Origin of the sequence: Azohydromonas sp. (assembly GCF_035325925.1) — a bacterium.
In the GTDB taxonomy this organism is placed as follows: domain Bacteria; phylum Pseudomonadota; class Gammaproteobacteria; order Burkholderiales; family Burkholderiaceae_C; genus Calidifontimicrobium.
Genome location: NZ_DAOKZA010000026.1, coordinates 23,901 through 42,398 on the forward strand (window position 1 = coordinate 23,901; position 18,498 = coordinate 42,398).

Below are 18,498 nucleotides of genomic sequence, written 5' to 3' on the forward strand. Positions count from 1 at the left end.
CGTCACAATGCGCCGATGGAACCGCGCCCCGGCCCGCCCGTGCCCGTCGCGGCGCTGCGCACGCTGATCGCCTCGCTCGAGGACGGGCTGCTCGAACGCGACGCCGCGGTGCGGCTGGCGCTGCTCGCCGCGCTGGCCGGCGAACACGTGCTGCTGATCGGCCCGCCCGGCACCGCGAAGAGCGAGCTGGCACGCCGGCTGCACCGCGCGTTCGCCGACTGCCGCTACTTCGAGCGGCTGCTCACGCGCTTCTCGACGCCCGAAGAGCTGTTCGGCCCGCTGTCGCTGAAGGCGCTCGAGGCCGACCGCTACGAGCGCCTGGTCGACGGCTACCTGCCCACCGCCGGCGTGGCCTTCCTCGACGAAGTGTTCAAGGCCAACTCGGCGATCCTCAACGCGCTGCTGACGCTGCTCAACGAGCGCGAATTCGACAACGGCGCCGGCCGCGCGCGCACGCCGCTGATCAGCGTGGTCGGCGCCAGCAACGAGGTGCCCGCCGACGAGGCGCTGCTCGCGTTCTACGACCGCTTCCTCGTGCGCGTGCCGGTGCAGCCGGTCAGCGACGCGGCGTTCGACGCGTTGCTCGCGCTGGCGCCCGGCGATGCCGCGCCGGTGCCGCTGAGCGCCGCCGCGCGCGACGCGGTGCGGCAAGCGCGCGACCGCGTCGCGCTCGGCGACGACTTGCGCGACGCGCTGCACGCGCTGCGCGCGCGGCTGCGCGACGACGGCATCGCGGTGTCCGACCGTCGCTGGCGCCAGTTCGTCGGCCTGCTGCGCACCGCGGCGGCCACCGAGCACCGCGCCACGGTCGACGCGTTCGACCTGTGGCTCGCGCCTTACGTGCTGGCGCACGAGCCGGCGCAGCAGCCGGCGCTGGTGGACTGGTTCGTCGAGCGCGTCGCCGACGCCGCGCCGCACGACCTGCCGTGGCTGGCGCGCGCCGTCGAGGCGTTCGAGCGGCAGCTCGAGATCGAACGTTCGCTGCCCGCCGACGAAGGCGACGACGCGGCGGGCAAGATCGCGCTGGCGCGCGCGGTCGGCGGCGCGCAGCCCGAGGGCGGCATGCTGCGCATCGTCGCCGAGGCGCTCGAGCAGCGCCTGCGCCGGCGTTTCAGCCCGGTGCACGTCGACGCGCGCTGCGCCCAGGTCGACGCGGTGGCCGCCGACGCGCGCCGTGCGCGCGACGAGGCGCAGGCGCGCCTGACTGCGCTGCGGGCGAGGCTGGCCGACCGGCTGTGGCTGCCCCCGACGCTGGCCGACCGGCTGCGGCGGGGCCCGGCGGCGACGCTGGCGCAGGCACAGGCGCTGCTCGACCGCCTGGCCGCGGTGCGCGACGGGTTCGCCGCGCTGCCAGTCGACCCGGCGCTGGCCGGTGAAGCCCCGGCGCCGGTGGTGCTGGCGGCCCCGGCCTGACCGCGCGTGACCCCGCGCGACGCGCCCTACCACCGGCTCGCGAACCTGCCGCGCGCGCTGTGGCTGGCGGCGCTGACGACCAGCGGCGGCAGCGCCGCGCGGCGGCTGGCGGACCTGCCGCGCTGGCGCGACGCGCTCGAGGCCGGCGTGCTGCCGCCGCCCGAAGCCGACTGCGGCGACGCGCCGCTGTTCGGTGCACTGCGCGAAGCGGTCGGCGAACTCGACCTGCCGTCGCTCGCGCGCGGCGTGCCGGCGCTGGCCGAGCAGGTGCTGCGCACGCTGCTGTGGCACGCCGACCGCGTGATCGACCGCGCGGTGCACGAGCCGCGCGACGCCGCCGTCGCACGCGCGGTGCGCGACTTCCGCGACGAGTGGCGCATCGAGCGCGCCGACCGCGACGAGGCGCTGGCGCTGCTGCAGGGGCTCGGCGACCTGGCCCGGCTGCGCTGGGACGAACTGCAGGGGCTGTGGCGGCGCCGCGAGTGGCGCGAGGCGCAGCGGCTGGCCGCGCTGCTCGGGCGCGCGCCGGCGCTGGTCGAGTTGCTGCGCCGGCTCGGCCGCCGCGAGGTGGCCGTCGTGCCGCGAGCGCCGGCGCCGCTGCCGCAAGCGGGCCGCGCCGCGCCGGTGCCGCTGGTCGCGATCGAGACCCGGCTGCCCGACGCCCCCGGCGAGATCACCGGCATCCGGCTGTCGGACCGGCTCGAGCGCCAGCTCGCCGCCGAGGCGGCGCTGATGCACCACCCGGTCGGCCACAAGCTGTGGCGCGCGCGCCGCGCCGAGTCGCGCCTGCTGACCTGGGAGAGCGAGGCGGTGCTGGTCGACTGGCGCGCCGACCCGGCGGCGCGACCGCGCACGCCGGCGGCGCCGGCGTCGCCGCCGCCGCTGCAGCGCGGGCCGATCGTCGTGTGCCTCGACACCTCGGGTTCGATGGCCGGCGCGCCCGAGCAGCTGGCCAAGGCGCTGGTGCTGCAGGCGCTGCGCACCGCGCACGCCGAGCGGCGCGGCTGCAAGCTGATCGCGTTCGGCGGCCCCGGCGAGATCGTCGAGCGCGACCTCGACGACGGCGCCGCCGGGCTGCACGCGCTGGCCGACCTGCTCGGCCAGGGCTTCGACGGCGGCACCGACGTGCAGGGGCCGATCGAACGAGCGGTCGAGACGGTGCACGCCGCCGCCGGCGCCGCGCGCTGGGCCGGCGCCGACCTGCTGATCGTCAGCGACGGCGAGTTCGGCTGCACGGCGGCCACGCTCGAGCGGCTCGACGCGGCGCGCGACGCGCTGGGCCTGCGCGTGCAGGGCATCCTGATCGGCGACCGCGAGACGATGGGGCTGCTCGAGGTCTGCGACGACATCTTCTGGGTGCGCGACTGGCGCCGCTTCGGCGGCGACGCCGCCGGCGACTTCTCGCCGGTGCACAGCCGCAGCCTGACCGCGATGTACTTCCCGAACGCGCTGAGCGAGCGCGCGGCGCGGCACCGCAAGGGTTGACCCGGGACGCGGGGGCGGCGCCGCGTCGCCGCCGGCTGCAGCCTGTGCCGCGGGTGCGGCAGCCCGTCGCAGCGCCGTGGCCGCGGCACGGCCCGGCTCGCTACAGTGCGCCACGCACCGAACACCGGCACCCGATGAACGCCACGTCCCCGCCCCCCTCGCCACCGGCGCCCCCCGCCGCGCCGGCTTCGCCCGGGCGCTGGCAGCACGCTGGCGGCGCGCTGGTGCGCGGCTTCCACGCCTACGCCAACTGGCTCGTCGGCATCAGCTGGAAGCGCTTCATCGTGCTGTCGGTGCTGCTGCTGATCGTCGTCAACATCGTCGCCGAGATCCCGCCGTTCAGCTGGACCGTCAGCGAGACGGTCACCGAGCGGCCACCGCGCGCCGCGGCGGTGAAGCCACCGCCGGCGCCGCTGCCGCCGGCCCCGCCGGCGCCGGCCGGCGACCGCGAGCCGCTGATCAAGATCGAGCGCCCGGGGCGCGACGGCGACGGCGTCGAGATCTCGATCGGCGAGAAGGGCATCCGCATCAAGCCCAGCGCCCGGTCTGCGGGCGGCGCGTCCGGCGACGCCGCCGCACGCGCCGCCGAGGCGGCGTCGGCCGCCGAAACCGCCGCCGCACAGGCCGCCAGCGCCGCCGAGGCAGCGTCCGGCATCGAGATCCGCCTGCCGCCGGGCACGAGCGAGGCGGTGCGCGAGGCCGTCGAGGAGGTGCGCCGCGAGGTGCTCGACGCGGCCGAGGAGGCCCGGCGCGACGCCGAGGAGGCGGTGCGCGACGCCGAGCGCGCCGTGCGCGAGGCCGGCGAGGCGGCGAAGGAGGCGGCGCGCGACGCGGCCCCGCGCATCCGCGTGACCAAGGTGCGGCTGGGCGACTTCCTGCCCGACCTCGCGCTGATCTGGATCTTCGGCTCGATGATCCTGAAGATCACCTACAAGGGCCGCATGCAAGCCGAGGTCAAGGCGGCGATGGCCACCGAGACCGCCGAGGCCGAGCAGCTCAAGCGCCAGCTCGTCGAAGCGCGCATGGCGGCGATGCAGGCGCAGGTCGAACCGCACTTCCTGTTCAACACGCTGGCGTCGATCGACCACCTGATCGAGACCGACCCGCCGCGCGCCAGCCAGATGCAGAAGCACCTGATCGCGCTGCTGCGCGCCAGCATGCCGACGATGCGCGAGACGCAGGTCGGCGCGGTGCGCGAGCTCGGCCGCGAGATGGCGGTGATCCGGCCGTACCTCGAGATCCTGAAGATGCGCATGGAGGACCGGCTGCAGCTCGACACCTGCGTGCCCGCCGGGCTGCTGACCGCCGAGTTCCCGCCGATGATGCTGCAGACGCTGGTCGAGAACGCGATCAAGCACGGGCTCGAGCCCAAGCCCGAAGGCGGCACGCTGCGCGTGTGCGCCGAGGTCGTCGACGGCCGCCTCGAGGTGACGGTGGCCGACACCGGCGTGGGCTTCGGCGCCGCCGACACCGCCGGCACCGGCGTCGGGCTGGAGAACATCCGCGAGCGGCTGAGGCTGCTGTACGGCAGCCGCGCGTCGCTGACCATGGCCGCCCAGCCCGGCGGCGGCACGGTGGCGACGATCGCCGTGCCCTACGTCGCGCGCGCGCGCGCCGAGGGCGGCGAGGCGTGAACGACGTGCCGCGCCTGCTGCTCGCGGCGCTGGCGCTGCTGGTGCTGGCCAGCGCGCTGGCGGTGGCCGCCTGGCTCGTCTGGGGCCCGCCAATGGACCAGGTGCAGGTGATCGTCGACGGGCGCGAGTGGCAGCTGCCGCCGATGCACGTCGGCCACTGGCTGGTCGCCGCCGCGGCGCTGGTGCTGGTGTTCGCGCTGCTCGTGGTGCTGCTGCCGCTGGTGCTGCTGCTGGCCGTCGGGGTGCCGCTGCTGGTGGCCGGCGTCGTGCTCGCGGTGGTGCTGTCGCCGCTGTGGCTGCTCGTGCTGCTGCTGTGGTGGCTGTGGCGACGTGATCGACCCGCCGCGCCGCCGCACGCACAATGAGTGCGATGGACGCCCCCACCGCCGTGATCGCCGACGACGAACGCCTGATGCGCGAGCAGCTGCGCGCGCGGCTGGCCGAGGTCTGGCCCGAGCTGACGGTCGTCGCCGAGGCGCGCAACGGGCAGGAGGCGGTCGAGCTGGTCGCGTCGCACCGCCCCGACCTGGTGTTCCTCGACATCCGCATGCCCGGGCTGACCGGCGTGGAGGCGGCGCGGCGCATCGCGCAGCTCGAAGCCGATCCGGGCTGGCCCGACGACCGGCCGCTGCCCGAGATCGTGTTCATCACCGCCTACGACCAGTACGCGGTCGAGGCCTTCGAGCAGGGCGTGGCCGACTACGTGCTCAAGCCCGCCGAACGCGAGCGGCTGCAGCGCACGGTGCAGCGGCTGCGGGCGCGGCTGGCGCGTCGCGAGGGCGCGCCGCAGGCGCACGACGCCCCCGCCGCCGCACCGCTGCAGCAGCTGCTGCACAAGCTGGCCGCCGGCATGGGCCAGCCGAAGAGCTACCTGAAGTGGATCCAGGCCAGCGTCGGCGACACGATCCGCATGATCCCGGTCGACGAGGTGCTGTTCTTCGTCAGCGACGAGAAGTACACGCGCGTGCAGACCGCGGCCTTCGAGGCGCTGATCCGCAAGCCGATCAAGGAACTGGTCGACGAGCTCGACCCCGAGGTGTTCTGGCAGATCCACCGCAGCACGCTGGTCAACACGCGCCACGTCGCCGGCGTCACGCGCGACTTCCGCGGCCGCCAGCTCGTCGCGGTGCACGGCAGCACCGAGAAGCTCGAGGTCAGCCGCAGCTACACCGGGCTGTTCAAGAGCATGTGAGCGCCGGCGCGGGCACGCCGGTGCGGCGTGCGGGTTCGCCGCGGCGGTAAACGCCGCCGCGCGCACCGGCGTTAGCATGCATCAGGAGGTCCTCCCGCCATGGTCACCGATGCCCGCCCCGGCAACCCCCTTCGCAGGCACCGACGCGTGTGGCTCGGCGCGGTCGCGCTGGCCGCGGCGGCGCTGCTCGCCGGCTGCGCCACCGGCCCCGAGGTGCGCACGACGGTCGAACGCGGCACCGACCTGTCGCGCTACCGCACGTTCGCCTTCGTCAGCCCGCTGGGGACCGACCGCGCCGGCTACCAGACCCTCGTTTCGCAGCACCTGAAGGCGTCGACGCGGCGCGAGCTCGAGGCGCGCGGACTGCGCCACGACGAGGCGGCGCCGCAGCTGCTGGTCAACTTCCACGCCGCGCTGGCCGAGCGCGTGCGCGTGAGCCCGGCGTCGGCGATGGTCGGCTTCGGCTACTACGGCTACCGCCGCGGGCTCTACGCCGGCTGGCCGATCTGGGCCGAACGCGCCGAGGTGACGACCTACCAGGAAGGCACGGTCAACATCGACCTCGTCGACGCGCAGCGCAAGCAGCTGGTGTGGGAGGGCATCGTCGTCGGCCAGGTCACGCCGAAGGCGATGGACGACCTCGAGCGCTCGCTCGACCAGGCGGTGGTCGCGGCGTTCGCGAAGTTCCCGCTGCCGCCGCGCTGAGCCGCCGGCTCAGCCGCCGTCGACCGGCGCCGGCGCCGTCGCGGCGAGCTGCGCGCGCAGCTGCTTCAGCCGCTCCCTCGGATCGACCTTCGGCTGCGTCTCGCCCAGCTTCATCTCGGCGATGAAGCGGCTGGGCACGCCGGCCACGGTGTCGCGGCCGCGCTTGCGCCGCCGCAGCGTGCTCACCGCCAGCGTGCGCTGCGCGCGCGTGATGCCCACGTACATCAGCCGGCGCTCCTCCTCGAGCCGCTGGGGCGTCGTCTCGTCGTCGTCGGAGCGAAAGGGCAGCAGCCCCTCGTTGACGCCGGCGAGGAACACGTGCGGCCACTCGAGCCCCTTGGCCGCGTGCAGCGTCGACAGCGTGACCACGTCCTGCTGCGCGTCGCGTTCGGCCAGGCTGAGGATCACGCTGATCGTCTGCGCCACCTGCAGCACCGACTGGCGCTCGGTCTCGAAGGTGCCGGCGTCCTGCACGATGTCGCCGCCGCAGCGCCGCGCGATCCAGTCGACGAAGTCGACCACGTTGGTCCAGCGCGCGGCGGCGAGCCGCGCGCTGTCCTCGCCGTCGTGCAGGTGCTGCTCGTAGCCGATGTCCTTCAGCCAGTCGAGCAGCAGCGCGCGCGCCGCCTCGGCACCCTCGGTGTGGCGCGCGCGGTACTCGAGGTCGGCGACGTATCGGCCGAACTCGTGCAGCGACCCCAGCGCCTTGGCGCCCAGCGCGGTCTCGAGCGTCGGTGCCGACAGCGCCTCGTACAGGCTGCACCTGCGCTGCGCGGCGAACTCGCCGAGCCTGCCCAGCGTGGTGTGGCCGATGCCGCGCTTGGGCGTACTCACCGCGCGCAGGAACGCCGGGTCGTCGTCGGGGTTGACGAGCAGACGCAGCCAGGCGGTGAGGTCCTTGATCTCGGCGCGGTCGAAGAAGCTGGTGCCCCCCGAGACCTTGTACGGGATCTGCGCCGCGCGCAGCTTCTGCTCGAAAGCCTTGGCCTGGTGGTTGGCGCGGTACAGCACCGCGAAGTGAGAGAACTTCGCCGCCGCGCCCTGCCCGCGCAGCGACTGGATCAGCGCCACCGCGCGCTCGGCCTCGTGCTCCTCGCCGTCGCACTCGAGCACGCGCACCGGCTCGCCGTCGCCGAGCGCGCTCCACAGCTTCTTGTCGAACAGCTTCGGGTTGGCGGCGATGACCGCGTTCGCCGCGCGCAGGATGTGGCCGGTCGAGCGGTAGTTCTGCTCCAGCGCGATGACCTTCAGCCGCGGGTAGTCCTGCGGCAGGCGCTTCAGGTTGTCGAGCGTCGCGCCGCGCCAGCCGTAGATGCTCTGGTCGTCGTCGCCGACGGCGGTGAACACGCCGCGCTCGCCGACCAGCGCCTTGAGCAGGTCGTACTGCACCGCGTTGGTGTCTTGCACCTCGTCGACCAGCACGTGGCGAAAACGCTCGCGCCACTTGTCGCGCACCGCGACGTCGCGCTGCAGCAGCGCCAGCGGCAGCCCGATCAGGTCGTCGAAGTCGACCGCCTGGTACGCGGCGAGCCGCTCCTGGTAGCGCTGCATCACCCGCGCGGCGACCGCTTCGTCGTCGTCGGCCGCGGCGGCCGCCGCCTGCGCCGCGTCCAGGCCCTGGTTCTTCCACAGGCTGATCGTCCACTGCCAGCGCCGCGCGACTTTCGCGTCGGTGGTGCCGACGTCGCGCAGCACGCCGAGCACGTCGTCGGCGTCGAGGATCGAGAAGTTCGGCTTCAGCCCGATCGCCGGCCCGTCCTCGCGCAGCAGGCGCACGCCCAGGCTGTGGAAGGTCGACACCACCAGGGTCTTGGCCGCGCGCGCGCCGACCAGCGCGCGGGCACGCTCGCGCATCTCGACGGCGGCCTTGTTGGTGAAGGTGATCGCGGCGATCTGCGCCGGCTCGAGCCCGGTGGCCAGCAGGCGCGCGATCTTGTGCGTGATCACGCGCGTCTTGCCCGAGCCGGCGCCGGCCAGCACCAGGCAGGGGCCGTGCAGGTGGTGCACGGCGTCGAGCTGGGCAGGGTTCAGGCGTTCGGTCGCGTCGGCCATCGGCTCAGGCAAAGGGGGCGGATGATAGCCAAGCGCGGCGCTTCGACACCGGCGCGACGGCGTCAGTCGCGCCCCGCGCGCTGCGGCTCGACGTCGGGCGCAGCGGGCGCCGAGCGGCGCAGGAACCGGCGCACGACCCAGGCCAGCACGGCCAGCGCGACGATCACCGCGAACACCGCGTACGGGTGCAGCGCCGCGGCCCAGGCGTCGACCTGGTCGAGGAAACGCGCGTAGACGACGATCGCCAGCGCGGTGGCCGACAGCACGACCGCGAGGTTCAGCGCCACGCGCAGGCCGAGCAGGAAACCGATGATCGCGCCGACCACCGGCCCGGTCATCCAGAAGGGCATGAAGACGAACACGAACAGACCGGCGATGCCGAAGCGGCGCACGCCGCCGCGGCCCGACTCGGCCGCGGCGCGCAGGCGCTCGAGCATCGGCGCGATGCGCCGCGTGTCGATCAGCTCGCGCCAGCCCAGCACGAACAGCGGGTAGACCACCAGCACCTGCGCGGTCTCGACGAACACGTTGACCAGCACGACCTCGAGCATGCCCAGGTCGCGGGCGATGCCGTAGCTCATGCCGGCTGCACGCCCGACGACGAGGTTCAGTCCGATCACCGCCGCGTAGTCGAGCGTGGCCACCGGCGCCAGCATCAACCCGACGCCGACCGCCGCGGCGATCGCCAGCGCCATCGCCAGGCCGACGGCGAGCAGCCGGCCCTCGGCGCTGGCGAGTAGGCGCCGCCATCCGGGCACCGCGGCGGGCATGTCGTGCGGCGGGGCAGGCGGGTGCGGCGGTGGGTGCGGCATGTCGGCGCGTCCGGCAGGCGCGCATCATGCCCGCGCCGCGACCCCGGGTTGCGATACTCCGCCCCCGATGACCGCCGTCCTCGCGATCACCGTGCCGTTCTTCGCGCTCGTGCTCGCGGGTTACCTCGCCGCGCAGCGCCGCCTGCTGCCCGAGGCCGCGATCCCGGGGCTCAACGCCTTCGTGCTGTACTTCGCGCTGCCGTGCATGCTGTTCCGCTTCGGCGCCGGCACGCCGATCCTTGACCTGCTCAACCCCGCGGTGCTCGCGGTGTGGGTGCTGTGCGCGCTGCTCGTCGTGTTCGTCACGATCGCCTTCACGCTGGGCCCGGCGGTGCACCTGAAGGACGCGGCGTTCGGCGCGCTGGTGGCCGCGTTCCCGAACACCGGCTTCATGGGCGTGCCGCTGCTGGCCGCGCTGATGGGGCCGGCCGGCGTGGGCCCGATGATCACGCTGCTGCTGGCCGACCTGTTCGTCACCTCGTCGCTGTGCATCGCGCTGGCGCAGGCGCACGACGCCAGCGGTCACGGCGCGCGCGACGCGGCGCTGAAGACGCTGCGCGGCACGCTGGCCAACCCGCTGCCCTGGGCCATCGCGGCCGGCGCGCTGTTCTCGGTGGCCGGGCTGGCGCTGCCGGGGCCGATCGACGCGGTGGTGAAGATGCTCGCCGACGCGGCCACGCCGGTGGCGCTGTTCACGATCGGCGCGGTGCTGTGGCGCGCCGGCCAGCACGCGCACACGCGCACGCCGCCGGGGCGCTACCTGCCGGTGGCGGCGATCAAGCTGTTCCTGCACCCGCTGCTGGTGTTCGCGGTGGGCGCCGCGGCGGTGCGCCTGGGCGCGCCGCTGTCGGCGTTCCAGCTCGCGGTGATGACGCTGGCCGCCGCGCTGCCCAGCGCGAGCAACGTGTCGCTGCTGGCCGAGCGCTACGGCGCCGACAATGGCCGCGTCGCGCGCATCATCCTCGCGTCGACGGCGGCGGCCTTCGTCAGCTTCACGCTGCTGGCGACGCTGCTGGGGGTTCAGGCGCGCGGCTGAGCGTACGCCGCTGCGCCGCGCGTCAGTCGACGCCGCGCGCGCGGTCGGCGGCGAAACGTTCGCGCAACGCCGCGAACGTGCCGGCGTCCAGCGCGGCGCGCACCTCGCGCATCAGGTTCAGGTAGTAGTGCAGGTTGTGGATGGTCGCCAGCATCGGCGCGAGCATCTCGCCGCAGCGGTCGAGGTGGTGCAGGTAGGCGCGGCTGAAGCCGCCGCGCACGCTGCCGTCGGGCAGCGTCGTGCCGCGGCACGCGTAGCAGGTGCAGGTCTCGTCGAGTGCTCGCGTGTCGGCCCGGTGCTTCGCGTTGCGGATCTTCAGGTCGCCGAAGCGCGTGAAGAGATGCCCGTTGCGCGCGTTGCGCGTGGGCATCACGCAGTCGAACAGGTCGACGCCGTTGGCCACGCCGTCGACCAGGTCCTCGGGCGTGCCCACGCCCATCAGGTAGCGCGGCTTGCCCTGCGGCAGCCGGTGCGGCGTGTGCGCGACGAGGCGGCGCATGTCGTCCTTCGGTTCGCCGACGCTGACGCCGCCGACCGCGTAGCCGGGCAGGTCGAGCTCGGCCAGCGCCGCCACCGACGCCTCGCGCAGCGGCTCGTACATGCCGCCCTGAACGATGCCGAACAGCGCGTTCGGGTTGGCCAGGCGCTCGAACTCGGCCTTCGAGCGCCGGGCCCAGCGCAGGCTCAGCTCCATCGACGCGCGCGCCTCGTGCTCGGTGGTCACGTGGCCGGCGGTCTGGTAGGGCGTGCACTCGTCGAACTGCATCACGATGTCCGAGTTCAGCACCGTCTGGATCTGCATGCTCAGCTCGGGCGTGAGGAACAGCTTGTCGCCGTTGACCGGCGACGCGAAGTGCACGCCCTGCTCGGTGATCCTGCGGCCCTTGCCGTCGGCGCCGCCCAGGCTCCAGACCTGGAAACCGCCGCTGTCGGTGAGGATCGGACGCTGCCAGCCCTCGAAGCGGTGCAGCCCGCCGAAGGCGCGCAGCACGTCCAGCCCCGGGCGCATCCACAGGTGGAACGTGTTGCCGAGGATGATCTGCGCGCCCATCGCCTCGAGGTCGCGCGGCAGCACGCCCTTGACGGTGCCGTAGGTGCCCACCGGCATGAACTGCGGCGTCTCGACGACGCCGTGGTTGAGCGTGAGCCGGCCGCGGCGCGCGTGGCCGTCGGTGGCGAGGATCTCGAAGCGCAGCATGACGCGGATTGTCGCCGCCGCCCCGTCCCACGACGGCGGAGTGCAGGAGCGGGACTCCACGCGTTGCAGACGGTCACGGCGTGATCGCCGCGCGTCCTTCGACGCTCGCGCGCCAGCGCCAGTGGGTGGCTGTCCACCGTCGTGGCGTGCGAGCGGCGCAGTGCGCGACGCATCGACGACCGGGTCGCCGGGGTGCCCTGTGCAGTGAAGTCATGGAGGAGGCGCCTGCCGAAGGCGGGCGCCGGGGGACATGAGCGCAACAGGGCACCCCGGCGGCCCGCTCGCGCGCCTACGGCCGCAGGCCACGCGACCGCTGAAGGACCACAACGTGCCGAACCCGCTGCCGGCACCAGCGCCTGCAGCGAGCGCCTCAGGCCCGCGCCAGCAGCATCGCGTCGCCGTAGCTGAAGAACCGGTACCGCGCCTCGACGCCATGCCGGTACAGCGCCATCACGTGCTCGTGGCCGGCGAATGCGGCCACCAGCATCAGCAGCGTGCTCCTGGGCAGGTGGAAGTTGGTGATCAGCAGGTCGACGACGCGGAACGTGAAGCCGGGCGTGATGAACAGGTCGGTCTCGCGCGCGCCGGCTTCGAGCCGACCCGACAGCGCCGCCGACTCGAGCGCGCGCAGCGTCGTCGTGCCGGCGGCGACGATGCGCCCGCCGGCGGCGCGCGTGGCCTCGATCGCGGCCACGGCGTCGGCGCCGACCTCGAACCACTCGCTGTGCATGCGGTGTTCGGCCAGCCGCTCGCTGCGCACCGGCTGGAACGTGCCGGCGCCCACGTGCAGCGTCACCGCGGTGCGCTGCACGCCGCGTGCGTCGAGCGCGGCCAGCAAGTCCCCGTCGAAGTGCAGCGACGCGGTGGGCGCGGCCACCGCGCCCGGGCGACGCGCGAACACGGTCTGGTAGCGCTGCGCGTCGTCGGCGGTGTCGGCGTGCGTGATGTAGGGCGGCAGCGGCACGTGGCCGTGCGCGTCGAGCAACGCCAGCGGCTCGGACGGAAAGCGCAGCTGGAACAGCGAGCCGTCGGGCCCGCCGCGGCCCAGGACCTCGGCGTCGAATGCCTCGGCGAAGCGGATGGTCGACCCCGGCTTCGGTGACTTGCTCGCGCGCAGCTGCGCCAGCACCTCGCGGCCCGGCAGCACGCGCTCGATCAGCGCCTCGACCGCGCCGCCGGTGGGCTTCTCGCCGTACAGGCGCGCCTTGATCACGCGCGTGTCGTTGAACACGAGCAGGTCGGCCGGCTCGAGCAGCGCGGGCAGGTCGCTGAACACGCGGTCGACCGGCACGGCACCGCGGCCGTCGAGCAGCCGCGACGCGCTGCGCTGCGGCGCGGGGTGCTGCGCGACCAGCTCGCCCGGCAGGGCGAAGTCGAAGTCGCTGAGGGCGAATGTGCGCGTCGTCGTCATGGCGGGTCGAAGCCAGTGCCTCAAGACTACACCGCGGCAGAATGGTTCCATGGCCGCCGCCGACGGCGCTCCGCCGCCCCCCGCCGCAAAGCCGGCTGCGAAGCCCGCTGCCAAGTCCGCCCCGCAGCGCGCGCTCGACAGGCTCGGGCTAGTCGGCGACGTCGACCTCGCGCTGCACCTGCCGCTGCGCTACGAGGACGAGACGCGCCTGTGGCGCATCGCCGACCTGCGCGAAGGCGCCACGGCGCAGGTCGAAGGCGTCGTGCGCGACGCGCGCGTCGAGACGCGCGCGCGACGCCAGTTCGTCGTGCACCTGGACGACGGCAGCGGCGAGCTCGTGCTGCGTTTCCTGCACTTCTACCCGTCGCACCGCAAGCTGCTCGCGCCGGGGACGCGCGTGCGCGCGATGGGCGAGGTGCGCGGCGGCTTCCTCGGCCGCGAGATGGTGCACCCGACGTGCCGCGCGGTCGAACCCGGCGCGCCGCTGCCGGCGACGCTGACGCCGGTGTACCCGACCACCGCGGGGCTGCCGCAGGCCTACCTGCGCAAGGTCATCGCCTCGGCGCTGGCGCGTGCGCCGCTCGACGACCCCTGGCCCGCCGCGGCGCGCGCCGCGTGGTGGCCGCCGGGGCTGCCGTCGCTGCCCGAGGCCCTGCAGTTCCTGCACCACCCGCCGCCGCGCACGCCGCTGGCCACGCTCGACGACCGCAGCCACCCGGCGTGGCAGCGCCTGAAGTTCGACGAGCTGCTCGCGCAGCAGCTGTCGCAGCGCCTGGCACAGCGCGAGCGCGCGGCGCTCGCGGCACCGGCGCTGCGCGCCGCGCGCGGCGGGCTGCCCGAGCGGCTGCTCGCGGCCCTGCCGTTCACGCTGACCGCGGCGCAGCGCCGCGTGGTCGACGAGATCGCCGACGACCTGGCGCGGCCGCAGCCGATGCACCGGCTGCTGCAGGGCGACGTCGGCTCGGGCAAGACGGTGGTCGCTGCGCTGGCCGCGGCGGTGGCGATCGACGCCGGCTGGCAGTGCGCGCTGATGGCGCCCACCGAGATCCTCGCCGAACAGCACTTCGGCAAGCTGGTGCACTGGCTCGAGCCGCTGGGCGTCGGCGTGGCGTGGCTCAGCGGCAGCCGCAAGGGGCGGGCGCGGCACGAGATGCTCGCGCGCATCGCCGGCGGCCAGGCGCGGCTGGTGGTCGGCACGCACGCGGTGATCCAGCACGACGTCGCGTTCGCGCGGCTGGGGCTGGCGATCGTCGACGAGCAGCACCGCTTCGGCGTCGCGCAGCGGCTGGCGCTGCGGCACAAGCTCGACGACGCGGCGCCGGCGACGGGCCACCCCGAGCCGGCGAGCGCCCCCTCGCCGGGCGGGGCGCCGCGAGGCGGCGCCCCGCCCGGCGAACGGCTCGAGCCGCACCTGCTGATGATGAGCGCCACGCCGATCCCGCGCACGCTGGCGATGACCTACTACGCCGACCTCGCGGTGAGCACGATCGACGAGCTGCCGCCCGGGCGCACCCCGGTGGTGACCAAGGTCTTCGCCGATGCGCGGCGCGACGAGGTGGTGGCACGCATCCGCGACGAGGTCGCCCACGGGCGCCAGGTCTACTGGGTCTGCCCGCTCGTCGACGAGTCGGAACACGTCGACCTGCGGCACGCGACCGAGACGCACGCGCAGCTCGCCGCCGCGATGCCGGGCGTGGCGGTCGGACTGCTGCACGGGCGCATGTCGCCGGCCGAGAAGGCGGCGGTGATGACGCAGTTCGCGGGCGGCCGGATGCCGGTGCTGGTGGCCACCACGGTGATCGAGGTCGGCGTCGACGTGCCCAACGCCAGCCTGATGGTCGTCGAACACGCCGAGCGCTTCGGCCTGGCGCAGCTGCACCAGCTGCGCGGACGCGTCGGCCGCGGCGCCACCGCCAGCGTGTGCGTCCTGCTGTACACGCCGCCGCTGTCCGACAGCGGCAAGCAGCGGCTGCGCGCGATGGTCGAGACGACCGACGGCTTCGAGATCGCGCGGCGCGACCTGGCGATCCGCGGCCCCGGCGAGTTCATGGGTGCGCGCCAGAGCGGCGACGCGCTGCTGCGCTTCGCCGACCTCGACGCCGACGAGCCGTTGCTGCAGCGCGCGCGTGCGGCGGCGCAGCCGCTGCTCGACGCCCATCCCGAGGCGGCACGCGTGCACGTGCGGCGCTGGCTCGGCACGCGGCACGACTACCTGAAAGCCTGAGACCGGCCACGCGGCCCGCTGACGCACAATCCCCGCATGACCCTCACCGAGCTGCGCTACATCGTCGCCGTCGCGCGCGAGAAGCACTTCGGCCGCGCCGCCGAGGCGTGCTTCGTGTCGCAGCCGACGCTGTCGGTGGCGATCAAGAAGCTCGAGGAGGAGCTCGACGTGAAGATCTTCGAGCGCGGCACCAGCGAGGTCAGCGTGACGCCGCTGGGCGAGGAGATCGTGCGCCAGGCACAGGCGGTGATCGAGCAGGCCGCGGCGATCAAGGAGATCGCCAAGCGCGGCAAGGACCCGCTGGCCGGCCCGCTGCGGCTGGGCATCATCTACACGATCGGCCCGTACCTGCTGCCCGAGCTGGTGCGGCACGCGATCGAGATGACACCGCAGATGCCGCTGATGCTGCAGGAGAACTTCACCGTCAAGCTGCTCGAGATGCTGCGCACCGGCGAGCTCGACTGCGCGATCATGGCCGAGCCGTTCCCCGACACCGGCCTGGCGACCGCGCCGCTGTACGACGAGCCGTTCATGGTCGCGGTGCCGAAGTCGCACCCGCTGGCCAGGCGCGCGTCGATCGCCAGCGAGGAGCTCAAGCGCGAGACGATGCTGCTGCTGGGCACCGGGCACTGCTTCCGCGACCACGTGCTCGAGGTCTGCCCCGAGTTCGCCCGCTTCTCGAGCGACGCCGAGGGCATCCGCAAGAGCTTCGAGGGGTCGTCGCTGGAGACCATCAAGCACATGGTCAGCTCGGGCATGGGGGTGACGGTGGTGCCGCAGCTGTCGGTGCCGCGCGAACCGCAGCCGCACGTGGCGTACGTCGCTTTCGCGCCGCCGGTGCCCACGCGCCGCGTGGTGCTGGCGTGGCGGCGCACCTTCACGCGCTACGAGGCGATCGCGGCGCTGCGCAACGCGGTCTACGCCTGCGAGCTGCCGGGGGTCGCGCGACTGTCCTGAGTCGCGCGCGGCTCGCTGGCGCGCCGACCCCGCAGGTCGCCGCAGCCGGCCGATGCCCCGCCGGCTGCGGCGGTCGGCAGCGCTTCGCTAGACTCGCCGACGAGTCTCACGCACCCAGGAGAGCGAGCCATGGCCAAGAAGTCCGGCGCCGCCGGCGCCCCCCGCATCGACATCGGCATCGCCGACAAGGACCGCGCGGCGATCGCCGCCGGCCTGTCGAAGCTGCTCGCCGACACGTACACGCTGTACCTGACGACGCACAACTTCCACTGGAACGTCACCGGGCCGATGTTCAACACGCTGCACGCGATGTTCATGGCGCAGTACACCGAGCTGTGGAACGCCGTCGACCCGATCGCCGAGCGCATCCGCGCGCTCGGCCACGTCGCGCCGGGCAGCTACGCGCAATACGGCAAGCTCAGCAGCATCAAGGACGCGCCGGCCGCACCGCCGAAGGCGCTGGAGATGGTGCGCATCCTCGTCGAGGGCCACGAGGCGGTCGCGCGCACCGCGCGCAGCGTGTTCCCATTGGTCGACAAGGCCGACGACCAGCCCACCGCCGACCTGCTGACCCAGCGCCTGGACGTGCACGAGAAGACGGCCTGGATGCTGCGTTCGCTGCTCGAGGGCTGAGCGGCACGGCCGTCCGGGCCGCGCCGCTCGAGCCGGCGCTCAGCGGGCGGGCCCGCCGGCCGTGCCCCGGCCCTTGAACACCGTGACCTCGAACAGCGAGGTGGTGTCGCTGACCTCGTGCGCGACGGCGACGAAGTGGCGGTGGCCGACCGTGAACGCGGTCAGCCCCTCGGGCGAGCGGTCGCCGTCGCTGACGACGGTGCCGACGTGCCGCACGGCGAGCGGGTCGGTGACGTCGAACACGGCGAGCGCGGCCTTCAGCGTGCGCTCGAGGCCGACGAAGGCGAGCACGCGCCCCTCGACGTGCATCAGCGCCAGACCCTCCGGCTCGACGCCCTTGTTGTCGCTGCGTCCGTCGTCGTAGACGCCCAGCCGGATCGCCTCGCGGTCGAGCAGGCTGCCGCTGTCGTAGACGACGCGGCCGGCGGTGTCGCGGATCGAGAACGAGTGCGCACCGAACTTGACCAGCGGGCCGCCCCGCACCGACTCGACGTTCGAGAAGTTGGTCCGTCCGAGCTCGCTGCCGTCGGGCACGTACTCGATGCTGGCGTTGCCGGACGAGCCGCGGCGTTCGTCCTCGCTGTCGCCATCGCCGTTGTCGCGCGCGTCGCCCTCGTTGGCCATCACGAGGTAGGTGCGGCCCCGGTGCCGGTAGCTGGCGATCGTGTCGGGCTGGTACAGGCCGAAGGCCGGCACGTTGCGCAGCTCGATGCGGCCGTCCTGGTCGCTCGGATCGATCTCGTTGCCGGGCAGCGAGAAGTCCTTCAACCCGAGACCGAAGATGTGCGTGAACGCCCGCGCCTCCAGGTCGAGCACGGCGACGCCGTTCGCCTCCTGCAGCGTCACGTAGGCGCGGCGGGCGTCGGTGTCGACGGCGATGTACTCCGGCTCGGGGTCGTAGGCGCCGTAGGTGGCCGGCTGCGTCGGCAGCGTGCCCGCCGCCGGAAACAGGCGCAGCGAGTCGTAGCCGGGGATCGAGGCGTCGATCGGCAGCGTCGTGACCGCGCGGGTGTGCACGTCGACGATGCTGACGCTGCCCACCGGGTCGGCGTCGCTCAGGCCGGCCGGCGTCGGGCGCGGGTTCGGCGTGCCCTCGTTGGCCACGAGCACCTGCCGCCCGTTCGGCGTGAAGACGAGCATGTCGGGCAGCGACCCGACGACCACCGGCGCGCCGCTCTGCAGGCGCGTGCGCGTGTCGAAGAACGCGACGACGCCGGGCAGCGTGCGATCGACGGTGCTCTCGATGGCCAGCGCCGCCAGCCCGTCGCGGATCGCGACGCCGTTGACGGCGCCGAGGTGCCGCACATCGATCACCGCCAGCCGCTGCCCGGTCGAACGGTCGAGCACGTCGACGCCGACCACGCCGGCAACCCACAGCGTGTCCGTGCGGTCGTCGTGCGCGACGATCTCGGCCTTCTGGCCTTCGACGCCACCTGCCGTCGCGTGGGTGAACTGCCACACCCGCTGCACCGAGACGTCGGCCGCGAGCGCCGGCCCGGCGGCCAGCACGGCGGCGCAGGCAGCACCGGTCAAGACCGCATGGGCAAGGGCGCGAAGACGCAATGGCAGGTCGGGCATGGGGGCGGACGGGCGAAGTGGACGAGACCCGTGAGCCTGCCCTGGGTCCGTGACAGCATCGTGTCTGCGCGCTGTCGCCCCCCGGGCATCGGTGGATGCCGCGGGGGCCCGCCGGTCGCGCGCTTCGTGCGCCGGCGGCGCCGATAATCCGCGGTTTCCCCGATCCGC

General features: G+C 74.1%; 15 protein-coding genes. 10 read left to right on the forward strand and 5 right to left on the reverse strand.

Features of this window, described 5'->3' with window-relative positions:
• Nucleotides 1-15: 15 nt before the first annotated feature.
• The 6 genes from PKC53_RS11235 (at nucleotide 16) to PKC53_RS11260 (ending at nucleotide 6,429) form a co-directional block, all read left to right on the forward strand.
• Nucleotides 16-1,413 carry an AAA family ATPase gene (locus tag PKC53_RS11235; RefSeq protein WP_324428570.1) on the forward strand — a complete coding sequence of 466 codons (1,398 nt, stop codon included), beginning with the start codon at nucleotides 16-18 and terminating at the stop codon, nucleotides 1,411-1,413.
• Between the two features lie 6 nt (nucleotides 1,414-1,419).
• Nucleotides 1,420-2,898, forward strand: coding sequence for a VWA domain-containing protein (locus tag PKC53_RS11240; RefSeq protein WP_324428571.1), 1,479 nt, complete (start codon nucleotides 1,420-1,422; stop codon nucleotides 2,896-2,898).
• 134 nt (nucleotides 2,899-3,032) lie between these two features.
• The gene (locus PKC53_RS11245) at nucleotides 3,033-4,532 is read left to right on the forward strand and encodes a sensor histidine kinase (RefSeq protein ID WP_324428572.1); all 1,500 of its coding nucleotides are present in this window, start codon (nucleotides 3,033-3,035) and stop codon (nucleotides 4,530-4,532) included.
• A complete protein-coding gene (locus PKC53_RS11250) occupies nucleotides 4,529-4,897 on the forward strand; it encodes a hypothetical protein (protein WP_324428573.1) in 369 nt (122 codons plus the stop codon). The genes PKC53_RS11245 and PKC53_RS11250 overlap by 4 nt, the downstream gene beginning before the upstream one ends.
• Nucleotides 4,894-5,724, forward strand: coding sequence for a LytTR family DNA-binding domain-containing protein (locus PKC53_RS11255; RefSeq protein ID WP_324428574.1), 831 nt, complete (start codon nucleotides 4,894-4,896; stop codon nucleotides 5,722-5,724). The genes PKC53_RS11250 and PKC53_RS11255 overlap by 4 nt, the downstream gene beginning before the upstream one ends.
• A 99-nt stretch (nucleotides 5,725-5,823) precedes the next feature.
• A complete protein-coding gene (locus PKC53_RS11260; RefSeq protein ID WP_324428575.1) occupies nucleotides 5,824-6,429 on the forward strand; it encodes a DUF4136 domain-containing protein in 606 nt (201 codons plus the stop codon).
• A 9-nt stretch (nucleotides 6,430-6,438) separates the two neighbouring features.
• On the opposite strand, the gene PKC53_RS11265 is transcribed toward PKC53_RS11260, so the two are convergent.
• Both PKC53_RS11265 and PKC53_RS11270 read right to left on the reverse strand, forming a co-directional pair.
• Nucleotides 6,439-8,481, reverse strand: coding sequence for a UvrD-helicase domain-containing protein (locus tag PKC53_RS11265; RefSeq protein ID WP_324428576.1), 2,043 nt, complete (start codon nucleotides 8,479-8,481; stop codon nucleotides 6,439-6,441).
• A 62-nt stretch (nucleotides 8,482-8,543) separates the two neighbouring features.
• Entirely contained in the window at nucleotides 8,544-9,251 is a 708-nt protein-coding gene (locus tag PKC53_RS11270) for a small multi-drug export protein (RefSeq protein WP_324428577.1), read from the reverse strand.
• A gap of 109 nt (nucleotides 9,252-9,360) precedes the next feature.
• Between PKC53_RS11270 and PKC53_RS11275 the strand changes: the two genes are divergently transcribed.
• Entirely contained in the window at nucleotides 9,361-10,329 is a 969-nt protein-coding gene (locus PKC53_RS11275) for an AEC family transporter (protein ID WP_324428578.1), read from the forward strand.
• A gap of 22 nt (nucleotides 10,330-10,351) precedes the next feature.
• Here PKC53_RS11275 and tgt read toward each other — a convergent pair whose 3' ends face one another.
• Nucleotides 10,352-11,527, reverse strand: coding sequence for a tRNA guanosine(34) transglycosylase Tgt (gene tgt / locus PKC53_RS11280; protein WP_324428579.1), 1,176 nt, complete (start codon nucleotides 11,525-11,527; stop codon nucleotides 10,352-10,354).
• 370 nt (nucleotides 11,528-11,897) lie between these two features.
• The gene (gene queA, locus PKC53_RS11285; RefSeq protein WP_324428580.1) at nucleotides 11,898-12,938 is read right to left on the reverse strand and encodes a tRNA preQ1(34) S-adenosylmethionine ribosyltransferase-isomerase QueA; all 1,041 of its coding nucleotides are present in this window, start codon (nucleotides 12,936-12,938) and stop codon (nucleotides 11,898-11,900) included.
• A 49-nt stretch (nucleotides 12,939-12,987) separates the two neighbouring features.
• Between queA and recG the strand changes: the two genes are divergently transcribed.
• The 3 genes from recG (at nucleotide 12,988) to PKC53_RS11300 (ending at nucleotide 16,752) form a co-directional block, all read left to right on the forward strand.
• Complete coding sequence (gene recG, locus PKC53_RS11290) at nucleotides 12,988-15,162, forward strand: ATP-dependent DNA helicase RecG (protein WP_324428581.1); 2,175 nt, start codon at nucleotides 12,988-12,990, stop codon at nucleotides 15,160-15,162.
• Nucleotides 15,163-15,198: 36 nt separating this feature from the next.
• Nucleotides 15,199-16,119, forward strand: a complete 921-nt coding sequence (locus PKC53_RS11295) for a LysR substrate-binding domain-containing protein (protein WP_324428582.1) — start codon at nucleotides 15,199-15,201, stop codon at nucleotides 16,117-16,119.
• Between the two features lie 129 nt (nucleotides 16,120-16,248).
• Nucleotides 16,249-16,752, forward strand: a complete 504-nt coding sequence (locus tag PKC53_RS11300) for a Dps family protein (RefSeq protein ID WP_324428583.1) — start codon at nucleotides 16,249-16,251, stop codon at nucleotides 16,750-16,752.
• 39 nt (nucleotides 16,753-16,791) lie between these two features.
• Here the strand turns inward: PKC53_RS11300 and PKC53_RS11305 are convergent, their stop codons facing one another.
• Nucleotides 16,792-18,285 (reverse strand): choice-of-anchor I family protein, encoded by a 1,494-nt coding sequence (locus tag PKC53_RS11305; RefSeq protein ID WP_324428584.1) that lies wholly within the window; start codon nucleotides 18,283-18,285, stop codon nucleotides 16,792-16,794.
• Nucleotides 18,286-18,498: the final 213 nt, after the last annotated feature.

Coding starts and splice junctions, on each gene's coding strand:
- recG (WP_324428581.1), top strand. CDS start 12,988: ATGGCCGCCGCCGACGGCGCTCCGCCGCCCCCCGCCGCAAAGCCGGCT.
- PKC53_RS11260 (WP_324428575.1), top strand. CDS start 5,824: ATGGTCACCGATGCCCGCCCCGGCAACCCCCTTCGCAGGCACCGACGC.
- PKC53_RS11295 (WP_324428582.1), top strand. CDS start 15,199: ATGACCCTCACCGAGCTGCGCTACATCGTCGCCGTCGCGCGCGAGAAG.
- PKC53_RS11300 (WP_324428583.1), top strand. CDS start 16,249: ATGGCCAAGAAGTCCGGCGCCGCCGGCGCCCCCCGCATCGACATCGGC.
- PKC53_RS11275 (WP_324428578.1), top strand. CDS start 9,361: ATGACCGCCGTCCTCGCGATCACCGTGCCGTTCTTCGCGCTCGTGCTC.
- PKC53_RS11255 (WP_324428574.1), top strand. CDS start 4,894: ATGAGTGCGATGGACGCCCCCACCGCCGTGATCGCCGACGACGAACGC.
- PKC53_RS11245 (WP_324428572.1), top strand. CDS start 3,033: ATGAACGCCACGTCCCCGCCCCCCTCGCCACCGGCGCCCCCCGCCGCG.
- tgt (WP_324428579.1), bottom strand. CDS start 11,527: ATGCTGCGCTTCGAGATCCTCGCCACCGACGGCCACGCGCGCCGCGGC.
- queA (WP_324428580.1), bottom strand. CDS start 12,938: ATGACGACGACGCGCACATTCGCCCTCAGCGACTTCGACTTCGCCCTG.
- PKC53_RS11235 (WP_324428570.1), top strand. CDS start 16: ATGGAACCGCGCCCCGGCCCGCCCGTGCCCGTCGCGGCGCTGCGCACG.
- PKC53_RS11265 (WP_324428576.1), bottom strand. CDS start 8,481: ATGGCCGACGCGACCGAACGCCTGAACCCTGCCCAGCTCGACGCCGTG.
- PKC53_RS11270 (WP_324428577.1), bottom strand. CDS start 9,251: ATGCCCGCCGCGGTGCCCGGATGGCGGCGCCTACTCGCCAGCGCCGAG.